This is a genomic window from Azospirillum lipoferum 4B (assembly GCF_000283655.1).
Taxonomy (GTDB): Bacteria; Pseudomonadota; Alphaproteobacteria; order Azospirillales; family Azospirillaceae; genus Azospirillum; species Azospirillum lipoferum_C.
The window spans coordinates 1874810-1893464 of record NC_016622.1 but is presented as its reverse complement, the minus strand read 5'-3'; the positions used below and the strand labels follow the sequence as shown (position 1 = coordinate 1893464).

The 18655-nt window shown below is 69.5% G+C and carries 11 protein-coding genes and 2 pseudogenes; 5 read left to right on the top strand and 8 right to left on the bottom strand.

Annotated elements, in window-relative coordinates; all coding sequences use genetic code 11:
• Window positions 1–6: 6 nt before the first annotated feature.
• From cas7g to cas3g, 3 genes are read right to left on the bottom strand one after another with little or no spacing between them, the layout of a single operon-like run.
• Window positions 7–966, bottom strand: a complete 960-nt coding sequence (cas7g, locus tag AZOLI_RS08745; protein ID WP_014248255.1) for a type I-G CRISPR-associated RAMP protein Csb1/Cas7g — start codon at window positions 964–966, stop codon at window positions 7–9.
• A complete protein-coding gene (cas8g1, locus tag AZOLI_RS08740; RefSeq protein WP_044549897.1) occupies window positions 956–3289 on the bottom strand; it encodes a type I-G CRISPR-associated protein Cas8g1/Csx17 in 2334 nt (777 codons plus the stop codon). Before cas8g1 ends, cas7g begins: the two co-directional genes overlap by 11 nt.
• On the bottom strand, window positions 3276–5798 hold the full coding sequence (gene cas3g, locus AZOLI_RS08735) for a type I-G CRISPR-associated helicase/endonuclease Cas3g (protein WP_014248253.1): 2523 nt from the start codon (window positions 5796–5798) through the stop codon (window positions 3276–3278). Before cas3g ends, cas8g1 begins: the two co-directional genes overlap by 14 nt.
• Before the next feature lie 706 nt (window positions 5799–6504).
• Here cas3g and AZOLI_RS08730 point away from each other — a divergent pair.
• The 4 genes and pseudogenes from AZOLI_RS08730 (at window position 6505) to AZOLI_RS08710 (ending at window position 15992) form a co-directional block, all read left to right on the top strand.
• Complete coding sequence (locus AZOLI_RS08730; protein ID WP_014248251.1) at window positions 6505–9240, top strand: PD-(D/E)XK nuclease family protein; 2736 nt, start codon at window positions 6505–6507, stop codon at window positions 9238–9240.
• Complete coding sequence (locus tag AZOLI_RS08725) at window positions 9237–12497, top strand: UvrD-helicase domain-containing protein (protein WP_014248250.1); 3261 nt, start codon at window positions 9237–9239, stop codon at window positions 12495–12497. Before AZOLI_RS08730 ends, AZOLI_RS08725 begins: the two co-directional genes overlap by 4 nt.
• Before the next feature lie 526 nt (window positions 12498–13023).
• Window positions 13024–14232 (top strand): annotated as a pseudogene (locus AZOLI_RS08715) (IS256-like element ISAli7 family transposase).
• A gap of 376 nt (window positions 14233–14608) precedes the next feature.
• A pseudogene (locus AZOLI_RS08710) lies at window positions 14609–15992 on the top strand (IS1182 family transposase).
• Window positions 15993–16131: 139 nt separating this feature from the next.
• On the opposite strand, the gene AZOLI_RS30320 reads toward AZOLI_RS08710, so the two are convergent.
• From AZOLI_RS30320 to AZOLI_RS08700, 4 genes are all read right to left on the bottom strand, one after another.
• Entirely contained in the window at window positions 16132–16779 is a 648-nt protein-coding gene (locus tag AZOLI_RS30320; RefSeq protein ID WP_162488035.1) for a DUF2285 domain-containing protein, read from the bottom strand.
• A complete protein-coding gene (locus AZOLI_RS33805) occupies window positions 16685–16882 on the bottom strand; it encodes a transcriptional regulator domain-containing protein (protein ID WP_429725899.1) in 198 nt (65 codons plus the stop codon). Before AZOLI_RS33805 ends, AZOLI_RS30320 begins: the two co-directional genes overlap by 95 nt.
• Window positions 16875–17027 (bottom strand): hypothetical protein, encoded by a 153-nt coding sequence (locus AZOLI_RS32405; RefSeq protein WP_162488034.1) that lies wholly within the window; start codon window positions 17025–17027, stop codon window positions 16875–16877. The genes AZOLI_RS33805 and AZOLI_RS32405 overlap by 8 nt, the downstream gene beginning before the upstream one ends.
• Window positions 17028–17103: 76 nt before the next feature.
• Window positions 17104–17379 carry a DNA -binding domain-containing protein gene (locus tag AZOLI_RS08700; protein ID WP_014248245.1) on the bottom strand — a complete coding sequence of 92 codons (276 nt, stop codon included), beginning with the start codon at window positions 17377–17379 and terminating at the stop codon, window positions 17104–17106.
• Window positions 17380–17573: 194 nt separating this feature from the next.
• Between AZOLI_RS08700 and AZOLI_RS08695 the strand changes: the two genes are divergently transcribed.
• On the top strand, window positions 17574–17819 hold the full coding sequence (locus AZOLI_RS08695; RefSeq protein WP_244442463.1) for a helix-turn-helix domain-containing protein: 246 nt from the start codon (window positions 17574–17576) through the stop codon (window positions 17817–17819).
• Between the two features lie 190 nt (window positions 17820–18009).
• On the opposite strand, the gene AZOLI_RS30315 is transcribed toward AZOLI_RS08695, so the two are convergent.
• The gene (locus AZOLI_RS30315) at window positions 18010–18591 is read right to left on the bottom strand and encodes a hypothetical protein (protein ID WP_014248243.1); all 582 of its coding nucleotides are present in this window, start codon (window positions 18589–18591) and stop codon (window positions 18010–18012) included.
• Window positions 18592–18655: the final 64 nt, after the last annotated feature.

Sequence of the window (18655 nt, the reverse complement as noted above, 5' to 3'; positions counted from 1 at the left end):
GGCGGCTCACTTGCGCCAGGTGACGGTCAGGGCCGGCGGATCGTTGAACAGCCCCTCCGCCGCCACCGCGCCGATCAGGCCGGGCAGCGCCTCCTCCAGATCCGCCAGCGCCGGCAGGACGAAAGCCTTGGGCGCCGTCACCTCCGGCTTATCGACCAGCCCCAGGTCGCAGGCGGTGCGCAGCCGCAGGCTTCCGTCCAGGAACCGCCGGATCTTGTAGAGCGCCAGCGCGATCAGCAGCGCCTCCACCGCGGTGCCCAGGCCGAAGGCGCGGATCTGGTGCAGGTCGAGGTTGAAGTAGGCGAATATGTGCTTCGCGACCCATTCCTCGCGGGCGAAGGGGACGTTGCCGAACCCCTTGGCGGCGTCGCCGCTGGGATTGACGATGTCGTTCTTGACGCCGCCGCTGACCGCTTCGCGCGCATCCTCCGCCTCGATGAAGGCGGAAAGCGCGCGGGGCAGGCGCAGACGCCCGCCGGCCAGATCCTTCTTCGCCAGGAACAGCCCGTGCAGCAGCGCGTTGGTGTCGAGCTTCAGGACCACGCGCGCCAGTTTGCGCAGGTCGACGCGGCCCTCCTCCATCGCCGCAAGCTCCTCCTTCAGGAGGGTGAAGACCGACTTGTCCTTGCCTTCCAGGATGTAGGGGGAGTTCAGCCGGTGCGCTTCCAGGACGGAGTTGGTGACGAATTCGCCCTTGTCGTCGACGACCTTGACCAGCGGCAGTCCCGCCAGCGGTGCCTGCCAGTCGTCGGCGGCCTCGTCCCAGCATACGGTTTCCAGGCGGTTCGCCATGCTCTGGGCGCTTTCCACCAGGATCATGCGGCCGATGCCTTCCGGTGCGGCGTAGACCGCGTGGCCCAGGTTGGGGAAGCCGGTCGGCTGGAAGCGCGATCCCTGGAGCGGCCGCAGCTCCGCCTTGATCAGCAGGCGCGGCGCGGTGGCGAGGAGGGAGAGATCAAGCGGCATGGTCGGCGGTCTCCGTATCGGCATCGGTGTCGTGTTCGGGTTGCGGGTAGGCGCGCTCGATCACGCGGTCCAACCCGTAATCGTCGATGGGAATCAGCAGCGAGGCGGCGAGGCGGCGGGGATCGACGCCGCCCTTCGCGAATGTCTCGATCCGTGACCGGCTGTCCAGGAAGGGCGAGGCGATCCCCGAAGCATGGGCGCGCAGAAGCGTGTCGCGTACCGCCTGTGCCAGCCCGTCGCCGCGGCTCAGGCGGGCCACCAGCCCCGGCGGAACGGGCAACGCCTGATCTTGCGGCAGCAGGCTGCGGAGGCGCTTTCCGATCTGGCGTTCCCGGTGCAACTGGTCGGCGGGCGTGAACAGCGGCTTCAGGGCCGCGTAGGGCAACGGCATGGGAACCTTTGTCGACTTTGACGGTGAACGCCGCCGGCCCGGCCGGACCCAGACCAGACCGGTCAGCAGGGCGGCGCAGCGGGCGTGGTCGAAGGTCGCGTCGCCGAGGAAGGCCAGCACCGCCGGCAGCGGCGCGCCGGTGGCGGCGCAGAGCGGGTCGTCGGTTCCCCTTTCCCGGCCTGTGCGGTCGATCAGGCGGCGGTTCAGAACGGCCAGCAAATTGCGGGTTAGATCGCCGTCGCCCCACACCACCTCCGTGCTGCGCCCGCTCCCGCTCCATGCCCGGCCATGCCTGGACGGCCGGGTAAGGTCGAGCGGGGCGAAATGGGCGGCCATCGGCGGGGCAGGCTCCTTTCCGGCCGCATCCTCCGCCTTGTCGACGTCGTCCGGTGCGTACCCCAGGCTTGCCAGCGCCTCGGCCACCTGGAATTCCGGCGAGGAATCGTCTGCCATCCACAGCCAGCGCGAGGTCAGCACCGGCGGTGGCGGCACGAATTCCCATAGCTTCGTCGCGATGGCGAGATGGCGGGCCACTGCCCCCAGCGCGATCAGCGCCGCCTGCACCGCCTGCACCGCCTGCACCGCCTGAACCGCCGGCTTCCTCTGCTTCTCGACGTCCGGTTCGGTCAGGGCGAACAGCGCGTCGTCCAGGCGCCGGGCCAGCGCGCGGGCGCGCGCGCCATCCTCGCCCCTGCGCAGCCGGTAGCGCAGCCGGTCGAGCCAATGCCCGTCTTCCAGGTCGGCAATCAGCGTCGCGGTCGGCGGCACGTTGCCCGTCACCTTGCGGCGGCCGAGCGGGGTGGCGAGATAGGCCTTGCCGGCCCGCATCATGAAGCCGAAGCGCTGGAAGGCGTCGATCCCGCGCGAGGTGCCCAGCATCGCCACGGCGCGGGCGAATTCCAGCCCGTCGCGGGCGGTGCGGCCGTTCAGCACGGCGCGGCCCTCCGCCATGAACTGCCGGATCTCGCCGGCGCCGGCGGGGCGGGACCACAGCGGTGCCCAGAACTCGGCCCGCGCGTCGTCCTCATCCTCCACGCCGACCCCGCCCCAGCCGGCGCCGGTCGGCTTGACGGTGAAGGGGAAGCTGGCGCCGGACTGCCGTGCGCTCTCGTTGCGCCGGGTCAGCGCGCCGGCGAACAGCAGCGCCCCTTCGATCATCAGCACGAAGTCCCAGGGGTTGAGGTTCGGAGCACCCTCGAACCCGGCCGTGGAGTTGGGGCCGCCGGCGGCTCCGGGGGCGAACTGGCCGATGGCGGCGTCGGTCAGCCCGTCCGTCGCCTCGCCGAACAGGGCGGCGCGCAGCATCGGTTCCGCCTCCGGACGGGGCGCGCCGGTGTCGGCGTCGAACAGGCCGCGCGGTGTCTTCGCCGACACGAGACGGCGCATGAAGTTGTTGGTGAAGTCCAGCCGCCCGTCATTGCCGCCGGTGCCGAGCAGCGGCGGGAACAGCAGCTCCTCCCGCGACAGGGCGAGCGCGGCGTCGGTCCAGTTCAGCGCCTCGTCCGGCAATTGCCCGCGCAAGGACAGGACGAAGGCCAGCTTCGCCTCGCCCTGCGGGCGTTCGACAAGAGCGGCATCGGCCACCGCCCGTTCGCACACCTCCATCGCGGCGCGCAGGCCGGAGAACCGCGCCGCCGGGCTGTTGCGCAAGGGGGTGAAGCCGTCGCGGTTGTCGCCGTCGAAGAAGCCGCTGCCGCCGTTCCACGGCGCCACCACCGCGCTGGGCCGGTAGCGGTTCAGGAAGAAGTCAACCAGCGCGTCGCGGTCCAGCCGGCTGCGCAGGCGGAAGGTCTCGCCCTGCCACCAGCCGCTGGCGGTTCCGTCCGCCTGTTCGGCGATCAGGCGCAGGACGCCCAGCGCCTTCAGATAGCCGGCCAGCGGAATCGGCGCGCAGCCGGTCAGCGCGTGGTCGTGCCGTTCACCGCCCGTCATCGCCATCCTCCCGTCCCACCACCGCTTTACCGGCCTTCTCTTGCCGGGCCTTCTCCTGTTCGGCCGCCGAAGCCCGCCAGTCGGCGATGCGCACCAGGCTTTCCAGCCAGGCGAGCCGGAACGGCCGGTGGTCCGCCAGCAGCCGGGCGGTGCGGCTTGCCCAGCTCGGATCGCCGTCCTCGTCGGCGCCCAGTTCCATCAGGCGCAGCGACAGCGACAGCGCTTCGGACCGGCTGCCGTCGCCGAGATCGACCGCCGGCAGCGGGTCGCCTTCGTGGATGCCACGGGCGAAGCGGCATATGTCGGCCGGTGGCTTCTCCTGAGGAAGGGCGCGCAGCGACAGCCGCACCTTGCCGTGGTGGGCGGCGATCAGATAGGCGACCAGATCGGCGCTCGCGGTGCCGCCATTCTGGTCGAGATAGGCGAGTGCCGAGGCCAGCTCGTGCCGGAAATAGGGACGCCCCTTCGCGCGCTCGTACTTCTCCGCCTTCGCCAGCAGCGTGCCCGGCGGGCGGGCGGGTTCCACCATGCGCGCCTGGAACTCGTCATGCGCCTTGCCGACATCGTGCCAGCGGGCGGCGGTCACCACCGCGGCATGGTCCGGTGCGGGCATCGCGACCGTTCTATGCAGGTCGGCACACAGCCTCTCCGCCGCCGCCGCGACGTTGCCGAGATGCTCGGCCAGCAGGACCGCGTGATCCTGGCGCGAATCGCGGTCGTCGTTGGGACTTTCGATGTGGGGGGCGGTGGCCGTGTCCTCCGGCCCGTCGGGTGGTGCCAGGACCGGGACCTTCTCCTTGGTCATTTCCGGCGCGAGGCCGATGTCCGGGTCATAGCCGCCCTGCGCCGCGTCCAGCATGACGACAAGGCCCGGCCAGGGCTTTCCGTCCAGGCGCATCCAGGTGGAATCGCTCCCCTTCGCCTGCGGGTTCAGGCGCCAGCCCTGACGGCCCTTCAGCAGGTCCTCGGCCCGGCGGATCGGCACGCTGCACAGCTCGTCCCGGTCGGGCAGGGGTTGCCGCCGCGCGGTGGCCTCGTCGGGGATGTCGCGCCAGAGCACCTGGAAATCGGTGTCCTTGGCATCGCGGATGAAGGGGCTGACGTCGATGTCGAAGCCGGTCAGGTCGGGATCGGTGTCGAACAGGTCCAGCAGATCCTTGCGCCGCAGCACATGGCGGACCGGTGGCGGCCGATCCGTGGGCGACAGCTTGGCCGGTGCGGCGTCGTTGTCGTCGAGGCCGGCGAGCCGGTCGCGCGCCGCCGCCAGATCCTCCGCCGCATAGGGAAGGGCCATTTCGCCCTTGGGATCCTCCTCCTTCGACAGGGACAGGTCGATCCAGCGGATTTCGGCGCCGTTCTGGCATTCGCCATAGCGGTTGACCCGCCCGAACCGCTGCACCAGCGACGACCAGGGCGCCAGTTCGGTGACAAGCAGGGCGGAGGAGACGTCGATGCCGGCCTCGACCGCCTGGGTGGCGACGACGATGCGGTCCCGCCCGGCCCCCTCGCCGGTCAGGCGCTTCAGCTGTTCCGTCCGTTCACGCGGGCGGAAGCGGGCGTGGATCAGCAGCAGCCTGTCTCCGGCCGCAGCACCCATTTGCTTTTTCAGCGTCCCATAGACCGCCTGGGCGCGCGCCACCGTGTTCAGGATGACCAGCGTGGTGGTGCCGTGCCGATGCGCCTCCAGCACCTCGCCGGCCAGGGCGGTGGTGTACGCGTCCCTGTCCTTGGCGCCGGCGCCCGCCGGCCGTGTCGCGGCAGGGCGGAGATGCTTGCGGGCGTCGATCAGCCGGCGGAGATCGGGATTGTCCTGGTCCGCCGGCACATCGTGGGGCACCCGCAGGACCCGGTCGGGAGCCTTGTGATCCACGGTCGCCAGCCATGCCGGATCCAGCGTCGCCGACATCCACAGCGACCGGCTGGGACGGGCCGTTCCCATCGCCGTCCGCAGGCCTTGCAACTGGGTCGAGGTCGCCAGCCCGGCGCCCATCGCCTGCACCTCGTCGAACACCCACTGCGCATCGTTGTGCAGAAGCGCGAAATCCACCGGCCAGCGGAAGCGGCTGATGCCGTAACCGCGCATCAAGGCGCGGCTGAGCAGCATGTCCTGGGTGCCGATCAGGATGGCCGGCCGTTCGGGAGTCTGCACCCAGGCGGGCGGCTGCTTCTCCCGCTCCCCGCCGCCCATCAGCACGGCCAGACCATGCTCGGGGTGGGGCAGGGACGGGTCGGTGCGGGCGCCCAGCTTCTTCAGCCAGTCCTCGACGCGATCACGGGTCTGTTCGACGAGCGAGCGCATCGGCAGGCACAGCACCAGCCGCAGGGGCGTGTCATCCGGCGCGTTTTGGCGGCGCCACAGCCATCCCAGCACGACCGCCGCCGTCTTGCCCACCCCGGTCGGGGCGATCATCACCTCCGGCCAAGGCTCCAGTGCCAAGCGCCGTTGGTATTCATAAGACTGGCAGGAATCGCCCATCGCACGGGCGAAGAAGGAATCGAAGGAGGTCACGTCGAAGCCTTTCGCGATCCCTTGCGCTCATTTTCTACCGGCATGCTAGATGCTGACCAGTATAAAAGGCAAGGGTTGCGAATATTGTGACCATATTCGATTAAAGACGCAACCCCCGCGGCGTTAACCGTCGCGAGGGTTGTGGCAACGAGGCCCGATACGCTTCCGCCCGGAGACCGGACGGAAGCGCATGGGAAGTGGGTCGTTACTCGATCGACACCATCAATCGAACGCTAGCTTCAAAGAGGCTGGCTGCCAGCATCACTTCCAAACGTCGCCTTTGCGTCGTTATGGAGAACGTGATATACATCTGACGCTCGGCCTGATGGCCGGACGGAGGCTTGGGGGTGATCATCTTCTTTAGGTGGTTTCTCATCCTAGTACTCCGGCGTATGTGAAAAGCCGCTGTTATGAACCCTTTAGGCCTGGAACCTGAGGAGGGCTCATCAGCGGCTTTTCCTTTTTTGATCCACTAATCGGGTTTCGTCAAGCTTTGACACCAGCGATCAAACGCTAGAACCGAAAATCTGCGCCGCTGGCGTTCTTTGGCACAACAGAAGGTCGTTTGGATGGCGCAATAACATTCATATGAATGATTTGTCTGCGAATGCAGATGTGCTTGGATCTTCTCTGCGAGCGCCCGTTAAACTCTTTATTCATTTGACTCCCACCACCATCCCCCTGGGCATCAGGCGGGAGTGTATCCATGCGGATACTGTTCGGGTGGCATCTGGACGGGCCGAGCTGGCCGGAATCCCTTGACGGCACGGCCGCCAGCCTGGACACCGACATCGTCGGGCCAGCCGGGCTGATCCGCATTCTTGAAACCATCCTGGCGCTTGGCGGGCCGGAGGTTTCGCCCGCCCTGCGCATCGCGCAATATCTGGCCCGGCTGCGCGCGGTCGATGACGGGCAGCACTTCTACAGCCGGTCGCTGGCCGCCGATGGATGGTCGGTCGCCCGCATGCTGCTGGGCTGGCGCGATTCGCTGGTCGAGGCGGGCTGGGACGGCAGCGTGCCGGGCGGCGGGGGGCGGCTCGACACGCTGGCGGAGGTCGAACGCGCGCCCGGAGCGCTGGCGCCTGGACCCGGCGACCGCCTGCGCGCAGTCACCGCCGCCCTGGAGCCGCCGCGGCCGACCTGCCTGACGGAACTGCGCCTCGCCACCCCGGAAGAGCTTCTGCCGGAGCCGTGGCGCCGCCTGCTGCGGCGGCTGGCGGCCGGCGGGACGGCGGTGTGCCCCTGCCGGCTGCCGGTACCGGCGGGGAATGGCGACCTTGCGGCGCTGGGGCGGCGGCTGGGCGGCTTTACCGAAGGGGCCGCATGGCGGGGCGATGGCTCCCTGACCCTGCTGGAGGCCGACGACGAATGGCTGGCGGCGGAAGCGGTGGCCGGCTGGCTCGCAGCCGCGCCGGGGGACAACCATGCCATCGCGATCATCCGCGGCCAGCGCACCATGCTGCTGGACGAGGCCTGCCACCGGTTGGGCCTGCCGCGCGTCGGCGGGGCGGGGCGGTCGCGCTGGCGGGCCGCCGTCCAGGTGCTGCCGCTGGCCTTCGCCACGGCATGGGAACCGGTGGACGTCCACCGCTTGATGGAACTGCTGACCCTGCCGCAATCGCCGATTCCCATGGGCGTGGCCGAGTTCTTTGCGGCTGCCTTGCAGAAGGCCCCCGGCATCGGCGGTCCGGTCTGGCAGGAGGCATGGCGCGACGCCCTCGGCCGCCGCCGCACCCGGCTTGAGGAGCGCGGCCTTGCCGAGCGGGACATCGCCCGCCGCCTTGCCGAGGAGGAGCGGCTGTGGCGCGGCTGGCTTGAGATGCCGCGCATCGCCGAGGCCGACGGCATCCCGGCGCAGGTGGCCGCCGCCCTGTGCCGCCGGGTCGCCGACTGGGCGGCCGGGCGCGCCCTGCAGGGTGACGAGATGCTGGCCGTGGTCGCCGCTCAGGCTGGCGCGATGGCCGAGGTGGTGGCCGCCAGCGGGCTGGCCCGCATTCCAAAGCCGCAGATCGACCGCATGCTGGATTCGGTGATCGCCGACGGGGCGGCGGTGCCGGCGGGCGGGGCGGAGGCAGCGCCCTGGACGGTGGTGGACGAACCGGGGCAAATCTGGGGGCCGGCGCGCGCCGTGGTCTGGTGGGGCTTCCTCGACGGCAGCGCCGGCATGGCCGCCGTACCGTGGAGCGGGGCGGAACGGGCGGCGCTGGCCGCCGCCGGCTGCCTGCCGGAAGCGGCAACGCAGGCTCTGCGGCGCGAGGCATGGGCATGGCGCCTGCCGGTCCTGAACGCCGCCGAACGGCTGATCCTGGTGAAACCGCGCGCCATCGCCGGGGAGCCGGCGGCGGCCCACCCGCTTTGGCACGAGATCGAGCCGGTTCTGCACGACCTGACGCAGGACCGCCTGACGCACGGCCGGGGCTGCGCGGTGCAGGCATCGGCCCTGCTGCTGGCCGACCGCACGCCGCTGGCCGGGCGGGTGGTGCAGCGTGCGGCGCTCGACGGCGGCCGTCCGCCCGAACCGCGCCGGCTGTGGCGGGTGCCGGCCGACGCCGTGCCGATGCGGGACCGGGAATCTGCGACCAGCCTGAACCGCCTGCTCGGCTGCCCCTTCGCCTGGACGCTGCAATATGCCGCGGGGGTGCGGCCGGGCGCCCTGCGCCGGATTCCCGACGGATCGCAACTGGTTGGCACGCTGACCCACGCCGTCCTGGCGGAGCTGTTCACCGAACGCCCGTCCTGGTCGGCGGAGGAGGCGGCGCGGCGGGCGGCCGCCCTGTTCGACCGTCTGCTTCCGGTTCTGGCGGCACCGCTGCTGCGGCTGGGCCAGGGGCTGGAGCTGGAACGCGCCCGCGCCGCGGTAGCAGACGCGGCGCGCATGCTGGCCGGCCTGATCGGCGGCGCCGGGCTGACCGTGCGCGGCTGCGAGGTGGAGTTTCAGGAAACCCTGGCGGGCGACATGGGCGGCGGCATCGCCGGGGACATCGTTGTCGACGGCACGGTGGACATGCTTCTGGAGGACGAAACGGGCGGCCCGGTCATCCTCGACCTGAAATGGAGCAGGACCGACAGGCACCGCCGGCAGGAGATCGCCGAGGGCCGCGCCATCCAGCTTGCCGTCTATGGCCGGCTGGTGGGCGGGGGCGTGACGACCTCCGTCCCTGCCGGCTATTTCATGCTGGCCCAGCAGCGCCTGCTGTTCACCGAACCGGCACCCTTTCCGGCCCATGCCCACATTCCCGGCAGCGACCTGCCGGAGGTCTGGCGCAGCGCCTGGGACAGCCGGACCCGCCAGCTCGACCGCCTGCGAAGCGGGGAGATCGTGGCGGCGGGCATCGCCGATACCGGCTGCGACGGCGCCGGGCCGCCGGCCATCGTCCTTACCCCTCCCTGCCGCATCTGCGATTACGGACGCCTGTGCGGCGTCGGGAGCATCCAGCCTTGAGCACCCATTCCCCGATTGCCGCCACCTCCTTTCCATCCCTGTCCCCCATCGACGTGGTGACGGCCAGCGCCGGCACCGGCAAGACCTATCGCCTCGCCACCGCCTTCCGCGACGCGGTGGCGGCGGGGACGGAGCCGGGGCGCATCCTGGCCACCACCTTCACTCGCAAAGCGGCGGCGGAACTGCTGGAACGGGTGCGCCAGCGCCTGATCGCGGAGGGGCATGGCGATGCCGCGCGGGACGTCCTGACCGGCGCCATCGGCACGGTCAACGCCGTCTTCGGCTGCATCGCGGCGGCCTTCGCGCTGGAGGCGGGGCGATCCCCGGTGGCCGACGTGATCGGCGAGGACCGGATGGCCGCCCTGTTCGCCGCCGCCGCCGACACCGTGATCCGCCGCCACGGTTCCGCCATCGAACCGGCGGCGTGGCGCCTGCGGGTGGAGGACTGGCGCGACCTTGTCCGCAGGGTCAGCGCGCTTGCCCGGCAGAACGCCATCGCCCCGGCGGATCTGGCGGCGTCGGCCGCGCGGTCGCTCGACGGGCTGCTGACGCTGCTGCCGCCACCGGCTGCTGATGGTGCCGCTCTCGACGCCGCGCTGGGGCGGGCGGTGCGGGACGCCGTGTCGGCCATCGAAGGCGGCGGCGAGGTCACGGTTAAAAAGACCCAGGATGCGTTCGCCCTGCTGAAGGAGGCCGCGGCGGCGCTGGCCAACGGCCGGCCGCTCGCCTGGGCCGACTGGGTGCGGCTTGCCAAGCTCGACGCCGGGGCGCGCTGGAAGGGGGTGGCTGAGGCCGTCGTCACCGCCGCCGAGGCGCATGACCGCCATCCCCGCCTGCACGCCGACCTGCGCGCCCTGGTGGACGGCGTGTTCAGTTGCGCCGCCGAAGCCATGGCCGATTATGCGGAGTTCAAGCGGATCCAGGGTCTGGTCGATTTCGTCGACCAGGAACAGGAAGCCCTGGCCCTGCTGCGCCGTTCCGACGTGCGCAGCCTGCTGGCGGAGCGCTTCGAACTGGCGCTGGTGGACGAATTCCAGGACACCAGCCCGATCCAGCTCGCCCTGTTCCTGGAACTGGCGGGGATCGTCCGCCGCTCCGTCTGGGTCGGTGACGCCAAGCAGGCGATCTACGGCTTCCGCGGCACCGACCCCGACCTGATCCGCGCCGTCGTCGCCCGGGTGCCGCCGGCGACCGGCGGGTGGCTGGAACGGCTGCCGCGCAGCTACCGCTCCCGTCCCGGTCTGGTGGCCTTCCACAACGACCTGTTCGGCGCCGCCTTTCCGCCCACCGGCATTCCACAGGACCAGGCCATCGTCAGCGAGTGCGACCGCAGCGACCGGCCGGGCGAACCGTCGCCGCTGGAGATATGGACGCTGGAGGGCAAGAACTGGGACAAGGCGCTGGCCGCCCTCGCCCGTGGCGTCGCCAACCGGCTGGCTGCGGAGGGTGTGGATGGCGCGCTCCGCGGATCGGACGTCGCCGTGCTGTGCCGGTCCAACGAGCGTTGCGCGGCGGTGGCCGCCACCTTCGCCGCCGCCGGGCTGAAGGTCGCCATCGGACGCTCCGGGTTGACCGCGACGCCGGAGGCCGGTCTGGCGCTTGCCGCCCTGCGCTATCTGGTCGATCCCGGCGACACCCTGGCGATGGTCGAGCTGGCCCATCTGGCGACAATGCCGGATACGGCCGAAGATGCCGCAGCGGGGCAGCCGGATTGGCTGGAGACCTGGCTGGCGCCGGACGCCGCCCGGCGCGCGCGGGAGGGTTCGCCGGTCCTGCGCGCCCTGGACGCCGCCCGAGACCGGCTGCTGCACCTGACACCGGTGGAGGCGCTGGAGGTGGCGATCGCCGCCGGGTCGGTGACCGACGCGGTCCTGCGCTGGGGCGGCGGCGCTGAACGGCTTGGCAATCTCGACGCGCTGCGCGGGCTTGCCAGGGCCTACGAGGACGATTGCCGGGCGCGCCGCGCCGCCGCGACCGCCGGCGGTCTGATCGGCTTTCTGTCCGATGCCGAAAAGGGCGGCGAACAGCCGCCCAGCGGCGACCGCAACGCCGTGCAGGTGATGACCTATCACCAGTCGAAGGGGCTGGAATGGCCGATGGTCGTCCTGCTCGACCTCCAGGGCGGGCCGGAACCGTCGGCCTTCGGCCTCACGGTGGAGGGGCCGGCGGCAGAGGATGGGGCGGCGGTCGACCCCTGGTGTCCGCTGGACGGTCGGTGGCTGCGGTTCTGGCCCTGGCCGTATGACAAGCAGCGCGCGCGGATCCCGCTCGCCGATGCCACGGACGCCGCACCGGAAATGGCGGTCGCCCGCCGCCGTGCCCATGCCGAAGCCGTGCGCCTGATGTATGTCGGCATGACGCGCGCGCGAGACCGGCTGATCCTGGCGGCACGGCCTGCGAAGGCCGGCGGGCTGGAGACGGACTGGCTCGACGCCCTTGTCGACGCACGGGGGCTGCCGGTGCTGGCACTTCCGGCCGGACAGGGCGCCGTGACCGTCCATGCCGCCGGACGGCCCCATCCGGCCACCGCCATCACCATCGCCGCCCCGGAGGAGGACGGTGCTGCGCCGCAGCCCGCTGCGGTTCATGCCGTCTTTTCGCTGCCGCCCGCGCCGGCCGCCGTCCCCGATCATCCGCCGCTCCGCCTCGCTCCCAGCCATTTCGGCATCCCGGCTCCGGTTGTCGCCGCGGCCGGCGCTCCGGCGGCGATCGCCCTGGGGGACCGCCTGCCGCTGGCCGGAGGCGTCGACGTGACGCGCCTTGGCGAGGCCATCCACTCCTTCCTGGCGGTCGACCGTCCGGATGCCGCGCCGGAGGATCGGCTGGCCTGTGCCGCGCGGCTGCTGGAGCGCTGGGGGATCGAGCCGACGGCCGCCGCTCCTCTGGTGGAGGCCGGTGACCGCCTGTGGCGCGCGCTGTCACGGCTTTGGCCGGGGGCGGGCTGGCGGACGGAGGTGCCCGTGCATGGGCGCCTGGGTCTCCAGCGGATCGGCGGGCGGATCGACCTGCTGGTGGATGCCGCCGACGGGGTGGTGATCATCGACCACAAGGCCTTTCCGGGGGCTTTCGACCAATGGGCCGCCCGCGCGCTGGCACACGCACCGCAACTGTCGCTCTATCGCCGCATGGTGGAGGAGGCGACGGGATCCCCGGTGCGCGGATGCTTCATCCATATGCCGGTGGTCGGGATGCTGCTTGACCTGACGCGCGAGACCGGGACGCGTGAGATGGGGGCGACCTGCTTCCATGCCCGCTGATCCGCCGGCTGGCGCATCGGTCCCGGCGATCGGTATGCGGTATTACATGGGCCGGCCCAGGGTACCGCGACACCCGATCCGGGCGCAGTTCGGTCAGTCCGTGCAGCCGTTTACCGTGCGGCGCCGATCTTGCGCCAATACTCGACGGCATCCTTCGATCCTTCGGCTGCGGCCAGACGCAGCTAGCGGAGCCCGGTCTCTGGAGCCTTCGCCACGCCGCGCCCCTCGCACAGCGCAACCCCGTAATGATAGCAGGCAAGCGTGGAGTATCCGGCCTCGTCGTTCGTCTCGGCTCCACGGCGCATCAGGTCCGTGGCACGGCCCGGGTCCTTCTGCACCCCCGAACTGGTTTCAAACAGTTCCGCCAGATCATGATAGTGTCCGCGAACGTGGTGGAAATTTGGTGATCGCCCGGGGGTGGGGCATGCCCCACCCCCGGGCGGCGGCTTGCGCGAAAGAGGTGGTCATTGGGCCGGTCGGCTAGAGTGGAGTTGCGACACTTCCTCTTGCCCGAAGGACCACCCCAATGACCGAGGACAGTATGGCACTGGCAGACCTGCTCCAGAAGGCCGGCGACGGCGATTTTCTGCGCGCCGTCGCCGAGACGGTGCTGCAGATGCTGATGGAAGCCGACGTCGAAGGCCAGATCGGCGCCGGGCGTCACGAACGGAGCGCCGAGCGGCAGACCTACCGCAACGGCTACCGCGACCGGGCGCTGGATACGCGCCTGGGCACGCTGAACCTGCGCATCCCCAAGCTGCGCCAGGGCAGCTACTTCCCGCCCTTCCTGGAGGCCTGCAAGACCAGCGAGAAAGCCCTGGTGGCGGTGATCCAGGAAGCCTGGATCGGCGGTGTCTCGACCCGCCGCGTTGACGAGTTGACCCAGGCGATGGGTCTGTCGGGGATCTCGAAGTCGACGGTCTCCAAGCTGTGCCGAGACATCGACGAGCGGGTCAACGCCTTCCTCGACCGTCCGCTGGAGGGCGACTGGCCTTACCTGTGGCTGGACGCCACCTTCCTCAAGCAGCGCGAGGGTGGACGCATCGTCTCCGTCGCCGCCATAATCGCCGTGGCCGCCAACACCGAGGGCAAGCGCGAGATCGTCGGCCTACACATCGGCCCTTCGGAAGCCGAGGTGTTCTGGAGCGATTTTCTCAAGAAACTCAAGGGCCGCGGCCTGAAGGGCGTGAAGCTGGTGATTTCCGATGCCCATGAAGGGCTGAAGGCCGCCATCGCCCGTGTCATGGGCGCCACTTGGCAGCGCTGCCGAGTCCACTGGATGCGCAACGCGCTCGCCTATGTGCCCAGGGCCCAGAACTCCATGGCCGCCGCCGCTCTGCGCCAGGCCTTTCTCCAGCCCGACGCCGAAGCCGCTCACCAAGCCTTCCGCCATATCGCCGAGCAGATGCGCGGCCGATGGCCCAAGCTGGCCTCCTTCATGGACAGCAGCGAGCATGACGTGCTTGCCTACATGGGCTTTCCCGCCCAGCATCGCACCAAGCTGCACGGCACCAACACTTTGGAACGCTTGAACAAGGAGGTCAAACGCCGCGCCGACGTCGTCGGCATCTTCCCAGGAGAGGCATCGATCATCCGACTGATCGGCGCGGTGCTCCTCGAACAGAATGACGAATGGCAGACCCAGAACCGCTACATGTAGGTCGAGGCCATGGCCGAGCTGACGCCGGCCAGTGAAAGCCAACCGGCCATCACCTTTCCACCCAAGGCCGCCTGAACAATGGCAACCTCAGCGGGTACACGAATTTCCACCATCTTGACGGACGCTATCAAGACGCGACGCGACGCGGCATGGCAAGGCGATCAATAATGGCTTGACGCTCCGCAGATGCAATCCGTCAAGGTCGAAAGCTGGCCCGCCCACACTTCCAGCGCCTGATGACGCTCATTCGGTTAAGAGTGCTTGTTATAGGCAACATACTACCACGGGCTGGGGGACGATCTTCGATCCGAGCTTCAGGGTATGCTTAAGGAGATGGGCTGACGCTACAGGAAGGTGTTTTCCACTTCTGGCGGATAGTGTTGAAAAAGTCGGTGTTGCCGGCCGTTTGAGGCCCTGATTCAATCTTCCTTAGCAGAAGGAGGGCACGGCGATGATGGGCGAGCGGACGGTGATGCAGGAAGCGCTGTTCTACGAGTTCAGCCTCGAGCGGCACGTCCCATCGGATCACCTGCTTCGCTCGATCGACCGGTTCGTCGATCTGTCCGGCATCCGTGCCCATCTGCGGCCGTTCTACAGTGAGATGGGGGCGGCCCTCGGTCGACCCGGAGCTGATGGTCCGCATGCTCATCATCGGATACTGCTTCGGCATCCGCTCCGAGCGCCGGCTGTGCGAGGAGGTGCATCTGAACCTCGCCTACCGCTGGTTCTGCCGGCTTGGCCTGGAAGGGGCCGTTCCCGATCACTCGACCTTTTCCAAGAATCGCCACGGCCGCTTCCGGGACAGCGACCTCCTGCGGAAGCTGTTCGAAACGACCGTACAGCGCTGCATGGAGGCCGGGCTTGTCGGCGGTGACGGCTTCGCGGTCGATGCCAGCCTGATCCGCGCGGACGCCAACAAGTAGCGCTCGGCGGCGGGATCGGAGGAGGTCGACTGGGAGGCGATGGCGGCGACCCGCCGCTCGGTCCGGGAGTATCTCGACACGTTGGACGAGGCCACCTGGGGTGCCGCCAGCGAGGTGAAGCCCGAGTTCGTCTCGCGCTCGGATCCCACCGCGCAATGGACGGGGGCGCACAAGGGCCATGCCTTCTTCGCCTATGCCACCAACTACCTGATCGACCTCGACCACGCCGTCATCGTCGATGTCGAGGCGAGCCGTGCCATCCACCAGGCGGAGGTCGGCGCCGCCCGCACCATGCTCGACCGCACCCAGGAGCATTTCGCGCTTTATCCCGAGCGGCTGGCCGCCGACAGTGCCTACGGCTCGGCCGAGATGCTGGGCTGGCTGGTTCATGAGCGCGGGATCGAGCCGCACATCCCGGTCTTCGACAAATCCGAACGCCGCGACGGGACCTTCGAACGGGCCGATTTCACCTACGATCACGAGGCCGACGCCTATGTCTGCCCCACCGGCAAGGAGCTTCGACCGCGGCAGAAGACCTATCGGACGCCGCGCCCGCTTGCCGATACGGACGGTATGATTCGCTACCGCGCCAGCACGCTGGACTGCGCGCCCTGTCCGCTCAAGCCGCGCTGCTGCCCGAACACGCCCGCGCGCAAGGTCCCGCGCTCCATCCATGAAGGAGCCCGCGATTTGGCGCGCGCCATCGCCACCACGGACGCCTACGCCACCTCGCGGCGCGAGCGGAAGAAGGTCGAGATGCTGTTCGCCCACCTCAAACGCATCCTGAGGCTGGACCGGTTGCGACTGAGGGGGCCGAACGGCGCGCGCGACGAATTCCACCTCGCAGCCACCGCCCAGAACCTCCGCAAGCTCGCCAAGCTCATCCCGATGCTGGAACCCAGGCCGGCATGAGGGGAGGTTCCCCGCTGACCCTTTTCTGGCGCCATAGCGGCTCGCTGGCGACAACCGACTTTTTCAACGATATCCGCGCAAAGCGGATGAATCGGCAATTCCCGTCTGTGTCTTCGCACTTTCAGCTCCTGCACCGGGACTACAGCGCCCCCCTCCGCAACAACTCCCGATACCCGCCCTCCATCAGCCAACGCCCCCGGCGGATCAGGTACCGCACCTGATCGCGCAACGGCGTGTCCCGGTACCAGTCGGCGTTGACGCGCTCGGCACCGAACAGCGCTTCGGCCGTTTGCCGGATGCTGGCGCCGTCGAGGTGGGCGTCGAGTGCCTGGAGGGTGCGCATGAGCATGCGGGTCTGGTACGGCGTCAGGTCGGGGGGAGCGGCCGGGTTGGTCACCGCCTCGTAGAACCGGCGGAGTGCTGCGACCTGGGCGTCGAGGTCACCGTCCAGCGCGATCAGCGCCCGCAGCGGCGTGCCGCGTCCGGGCAGGCGCTTGCCCTCGATCCAGAAGCGACGCTCGCGCGGCCCTTCGGCCAGCGCAACGTGGAAGCCCTCTGCGGTGTGGAAGATGGCTTGGCGCGACATCCCCCACCAGGGATCGAGGTCGGTGCCCGGACCGGCATACGTCCTGGGGGCCGGCGACAGCCGGACCAGGGCCGGCAGCACCTCGGACCGCCAGAACACCAGGGTCTCAGCCCCGCTCTTGCCCGGATCCTCCAGGACTGTGCAACCCCCAATCGCCGGCTCCATCGGCGGAGGCCGGCTCGCCGAGCTGTCCCGCCGCATCCGCCTGATAATCCCTGTTGCGGCGCAGGAACTCCCACGCCCAACAGGATGCGGGGACGGTCAGGACATACTGGTAGGCGGTCGATGTTCGCCAGTCATTCATCGCCGTCATGGTGCCTTCGCTGCGTGGACAGCGTCAGGTTACGCCCAGGTTGAAGAGTGACCTGCCGCCGTAAATTTGCGATGGCGCCGATGGCGAAGAACGGGGCGGGAACGGCGTACACCGGCGGAATCAGCGCCAGACTCATCGCCAGACTCACCGGCAAAGTCCGCCGATCCGGCCATTCGGAACGGCGGATTTCCGGAAATCCGGCAATGCGGATTTCAGTGCATGCCCTGGCGGAGAAGGTGGCGGTAGCCGACGCGGGTCATCCATTGCGCCCGTGCCAGATGGGTGGCGTGGGCGTGCCGGGCGCGGTCGGGCTCACGGGCGGGATCGATGCGCAGCACGATGCGGGCGACTTCGTCCGGGTCGGCCCCCTCCGCATCGGCGTCGAGTAGGCGCAGATAGGTGACGAGGTGCAAGCGGTCGTAATCGGTCAGACTGTCCGAACCGGGCGGTTCGTCGGCCACCGGCGGTTCGAGCTGCGGCTTCGTCATCGACTGGTCTCCCCCCTCTGTGTGGCCTGCACCGAAGCTATGGGCGGGCGCATATTATAATATGCCGGCATGATCCGAAGCGGTGTCGAAGACCGGCCCCGAAAGATCACCGAATTGCCCGGCCGGATCCGAACGGGCGATGTCTTCGGTGGAAACCTGTCCCGCAATCCCGCGCCATCCCGCCGATGGAGGACATGCCCGACATCCTGGCTCTGAACCTCCGCCGCCTGCGCCTTGCCAAGGGCACCACGCAAGAGGAGGAGCGGGGGCGCCGTGCCGACATCGACCGCAGCTATCTCGGCACCATCGAGCGGGCGGAACATAAGGCCACGGTCGTCATTGTCGGCCGCCTGACGGCGGCGCTCCCGGTACTCCCCCGCGGTCTTCTGGAACTTCCCGCCAATCACCCCCACCTCGCGCGGCTTTCCGAAAATCCGTAGATCCGGAACGACGGCGGCGCGTCCTGGATATCACAGTGCCGCTGTGTCTTTAGATGCTCGATAGTGGGTGATCGCCAACGGCGCATCCGGTGGGTTTTAGCTAAACCTTTATCCTATTCCGTTGATCGGCCATTCGTCCGGGCAAGTATGGTGTCGGTTCGGACCGCAGAGCGGGCGTGAGCGACCCGGACTACGTTTCCCTTGCAGTCAGCGCGGTCAGGTCGGCGAGGGCGCCGCGGATGAAGTCCCAGGGGTAGCCGTCGGCTCCCGGTTCCAGCTCGCCCCATTCGGCAGCGATGGCGAGCTTGGCGATCACGCCGGGGATCGATCGTGCGGGTGTGCGGGAGGCGGATTTGAGGATCTCGCCCGCCCGCCGGTCCGCGGCGGCCTCCCGCTCGATGGCGCTGGAGAGGCCGACCGCCGCTGCCTCGGCGTCCCAGCGCGCCTGTGCCGCGGCGAGGTCGCGCTTCAGCCGCCGACGCAACGACCGTGCAGCCGGCGCCGTCCCCAGCAGCCGGTCGATCTGACGAGCAGCGGTGGCGACGACCGGGGGGTGCTCCGGGTCTTCAAGAGGGACCTCGACACGGGGAAAGCCGATCCTTTCGGCCAGCTCCCGTTCCAGGCGCTGGGCCTCCTGGCACAGCCGCTGCGAGGAGGCGAAGGTTTCCCGCCAGTCCTGCCAGAGGGCAATGAGCGGGTCGGTGTCCCGTTGATCGGATACGGCAACCGTCAGAAGGCGAGCTGCCGCAGCTAAGCTCGTCCGGCGAGGCACATGGCGTGCCCTTGGTGCTCGCGCCTTTGGAGACACGCTCACCTCCTTTGCGGGAAGCAGGGTA

What these genes read in the sequence shown, in the direction of transcription:
- AZOLI_RS08730 (WP_014248251.1), top strand. Translation starts at nt 6,505, where the DNA reads ATGCGGATACTGTTCGGGTGGCATCTGGACGGGCCGAGCTGGCCGGAA.
- cas8g1 (WP_044549897.1), bottom strand. Translation starts at nt 3,289, where the DNA reads ATGACGGGCGGTGAACGGCACGACCACGCGCTGACCGGCTGCGCGCCG.
- cas7g (WP_014248255.1), bottom strand. Translation starts at nt 966, where the DNA reads ATGCCGCTTGATCTCTCCCTCCTCGCCACCGCGCCGCGCCTGCTGATC.
- AZOLI_RS33805 (WP_429725899.1), bottom strand. Translation starts at nt 16,882, where the DNA reads ATGAATGACTGGCGAACATCGACCGCCTACCAGTATGTCCTGACCGTC.
- AZOLI_RS32405 (WP_162488034.1), bottom strand. Translation starts at nt 17,027, where the DNA reads ATGAGTCTGGCGCTGATTCCGCCGGTGTACGCCGTTCCCGCCCCGTTC.
- AZOLI_RS08700 (WP_014248245.1), bottom strand. Translation starts at nt 17,379, where the DNA reads ATGACGAAGCCGCAGCTCGAACCGCCGGTGGCCGACGAACCGCCCGGT.
- AZOLI_RS30320 (WP_162488035.1), bottom strand. Translation starts at nt 16,779, where the DNA reads ATGCGGCGGGACAGCTCGGCGAGCCGGCCTCCGCCGATGGAGCCGGCG.
- AZOLI_RS08695 (WP_244442463.1), top strand. Translation starts at nt 17,574, where the DNA reads ATGCCCGACATCCTGGCTCTGAACCTCCGCCGCCTGCGCCTTGCCAAG.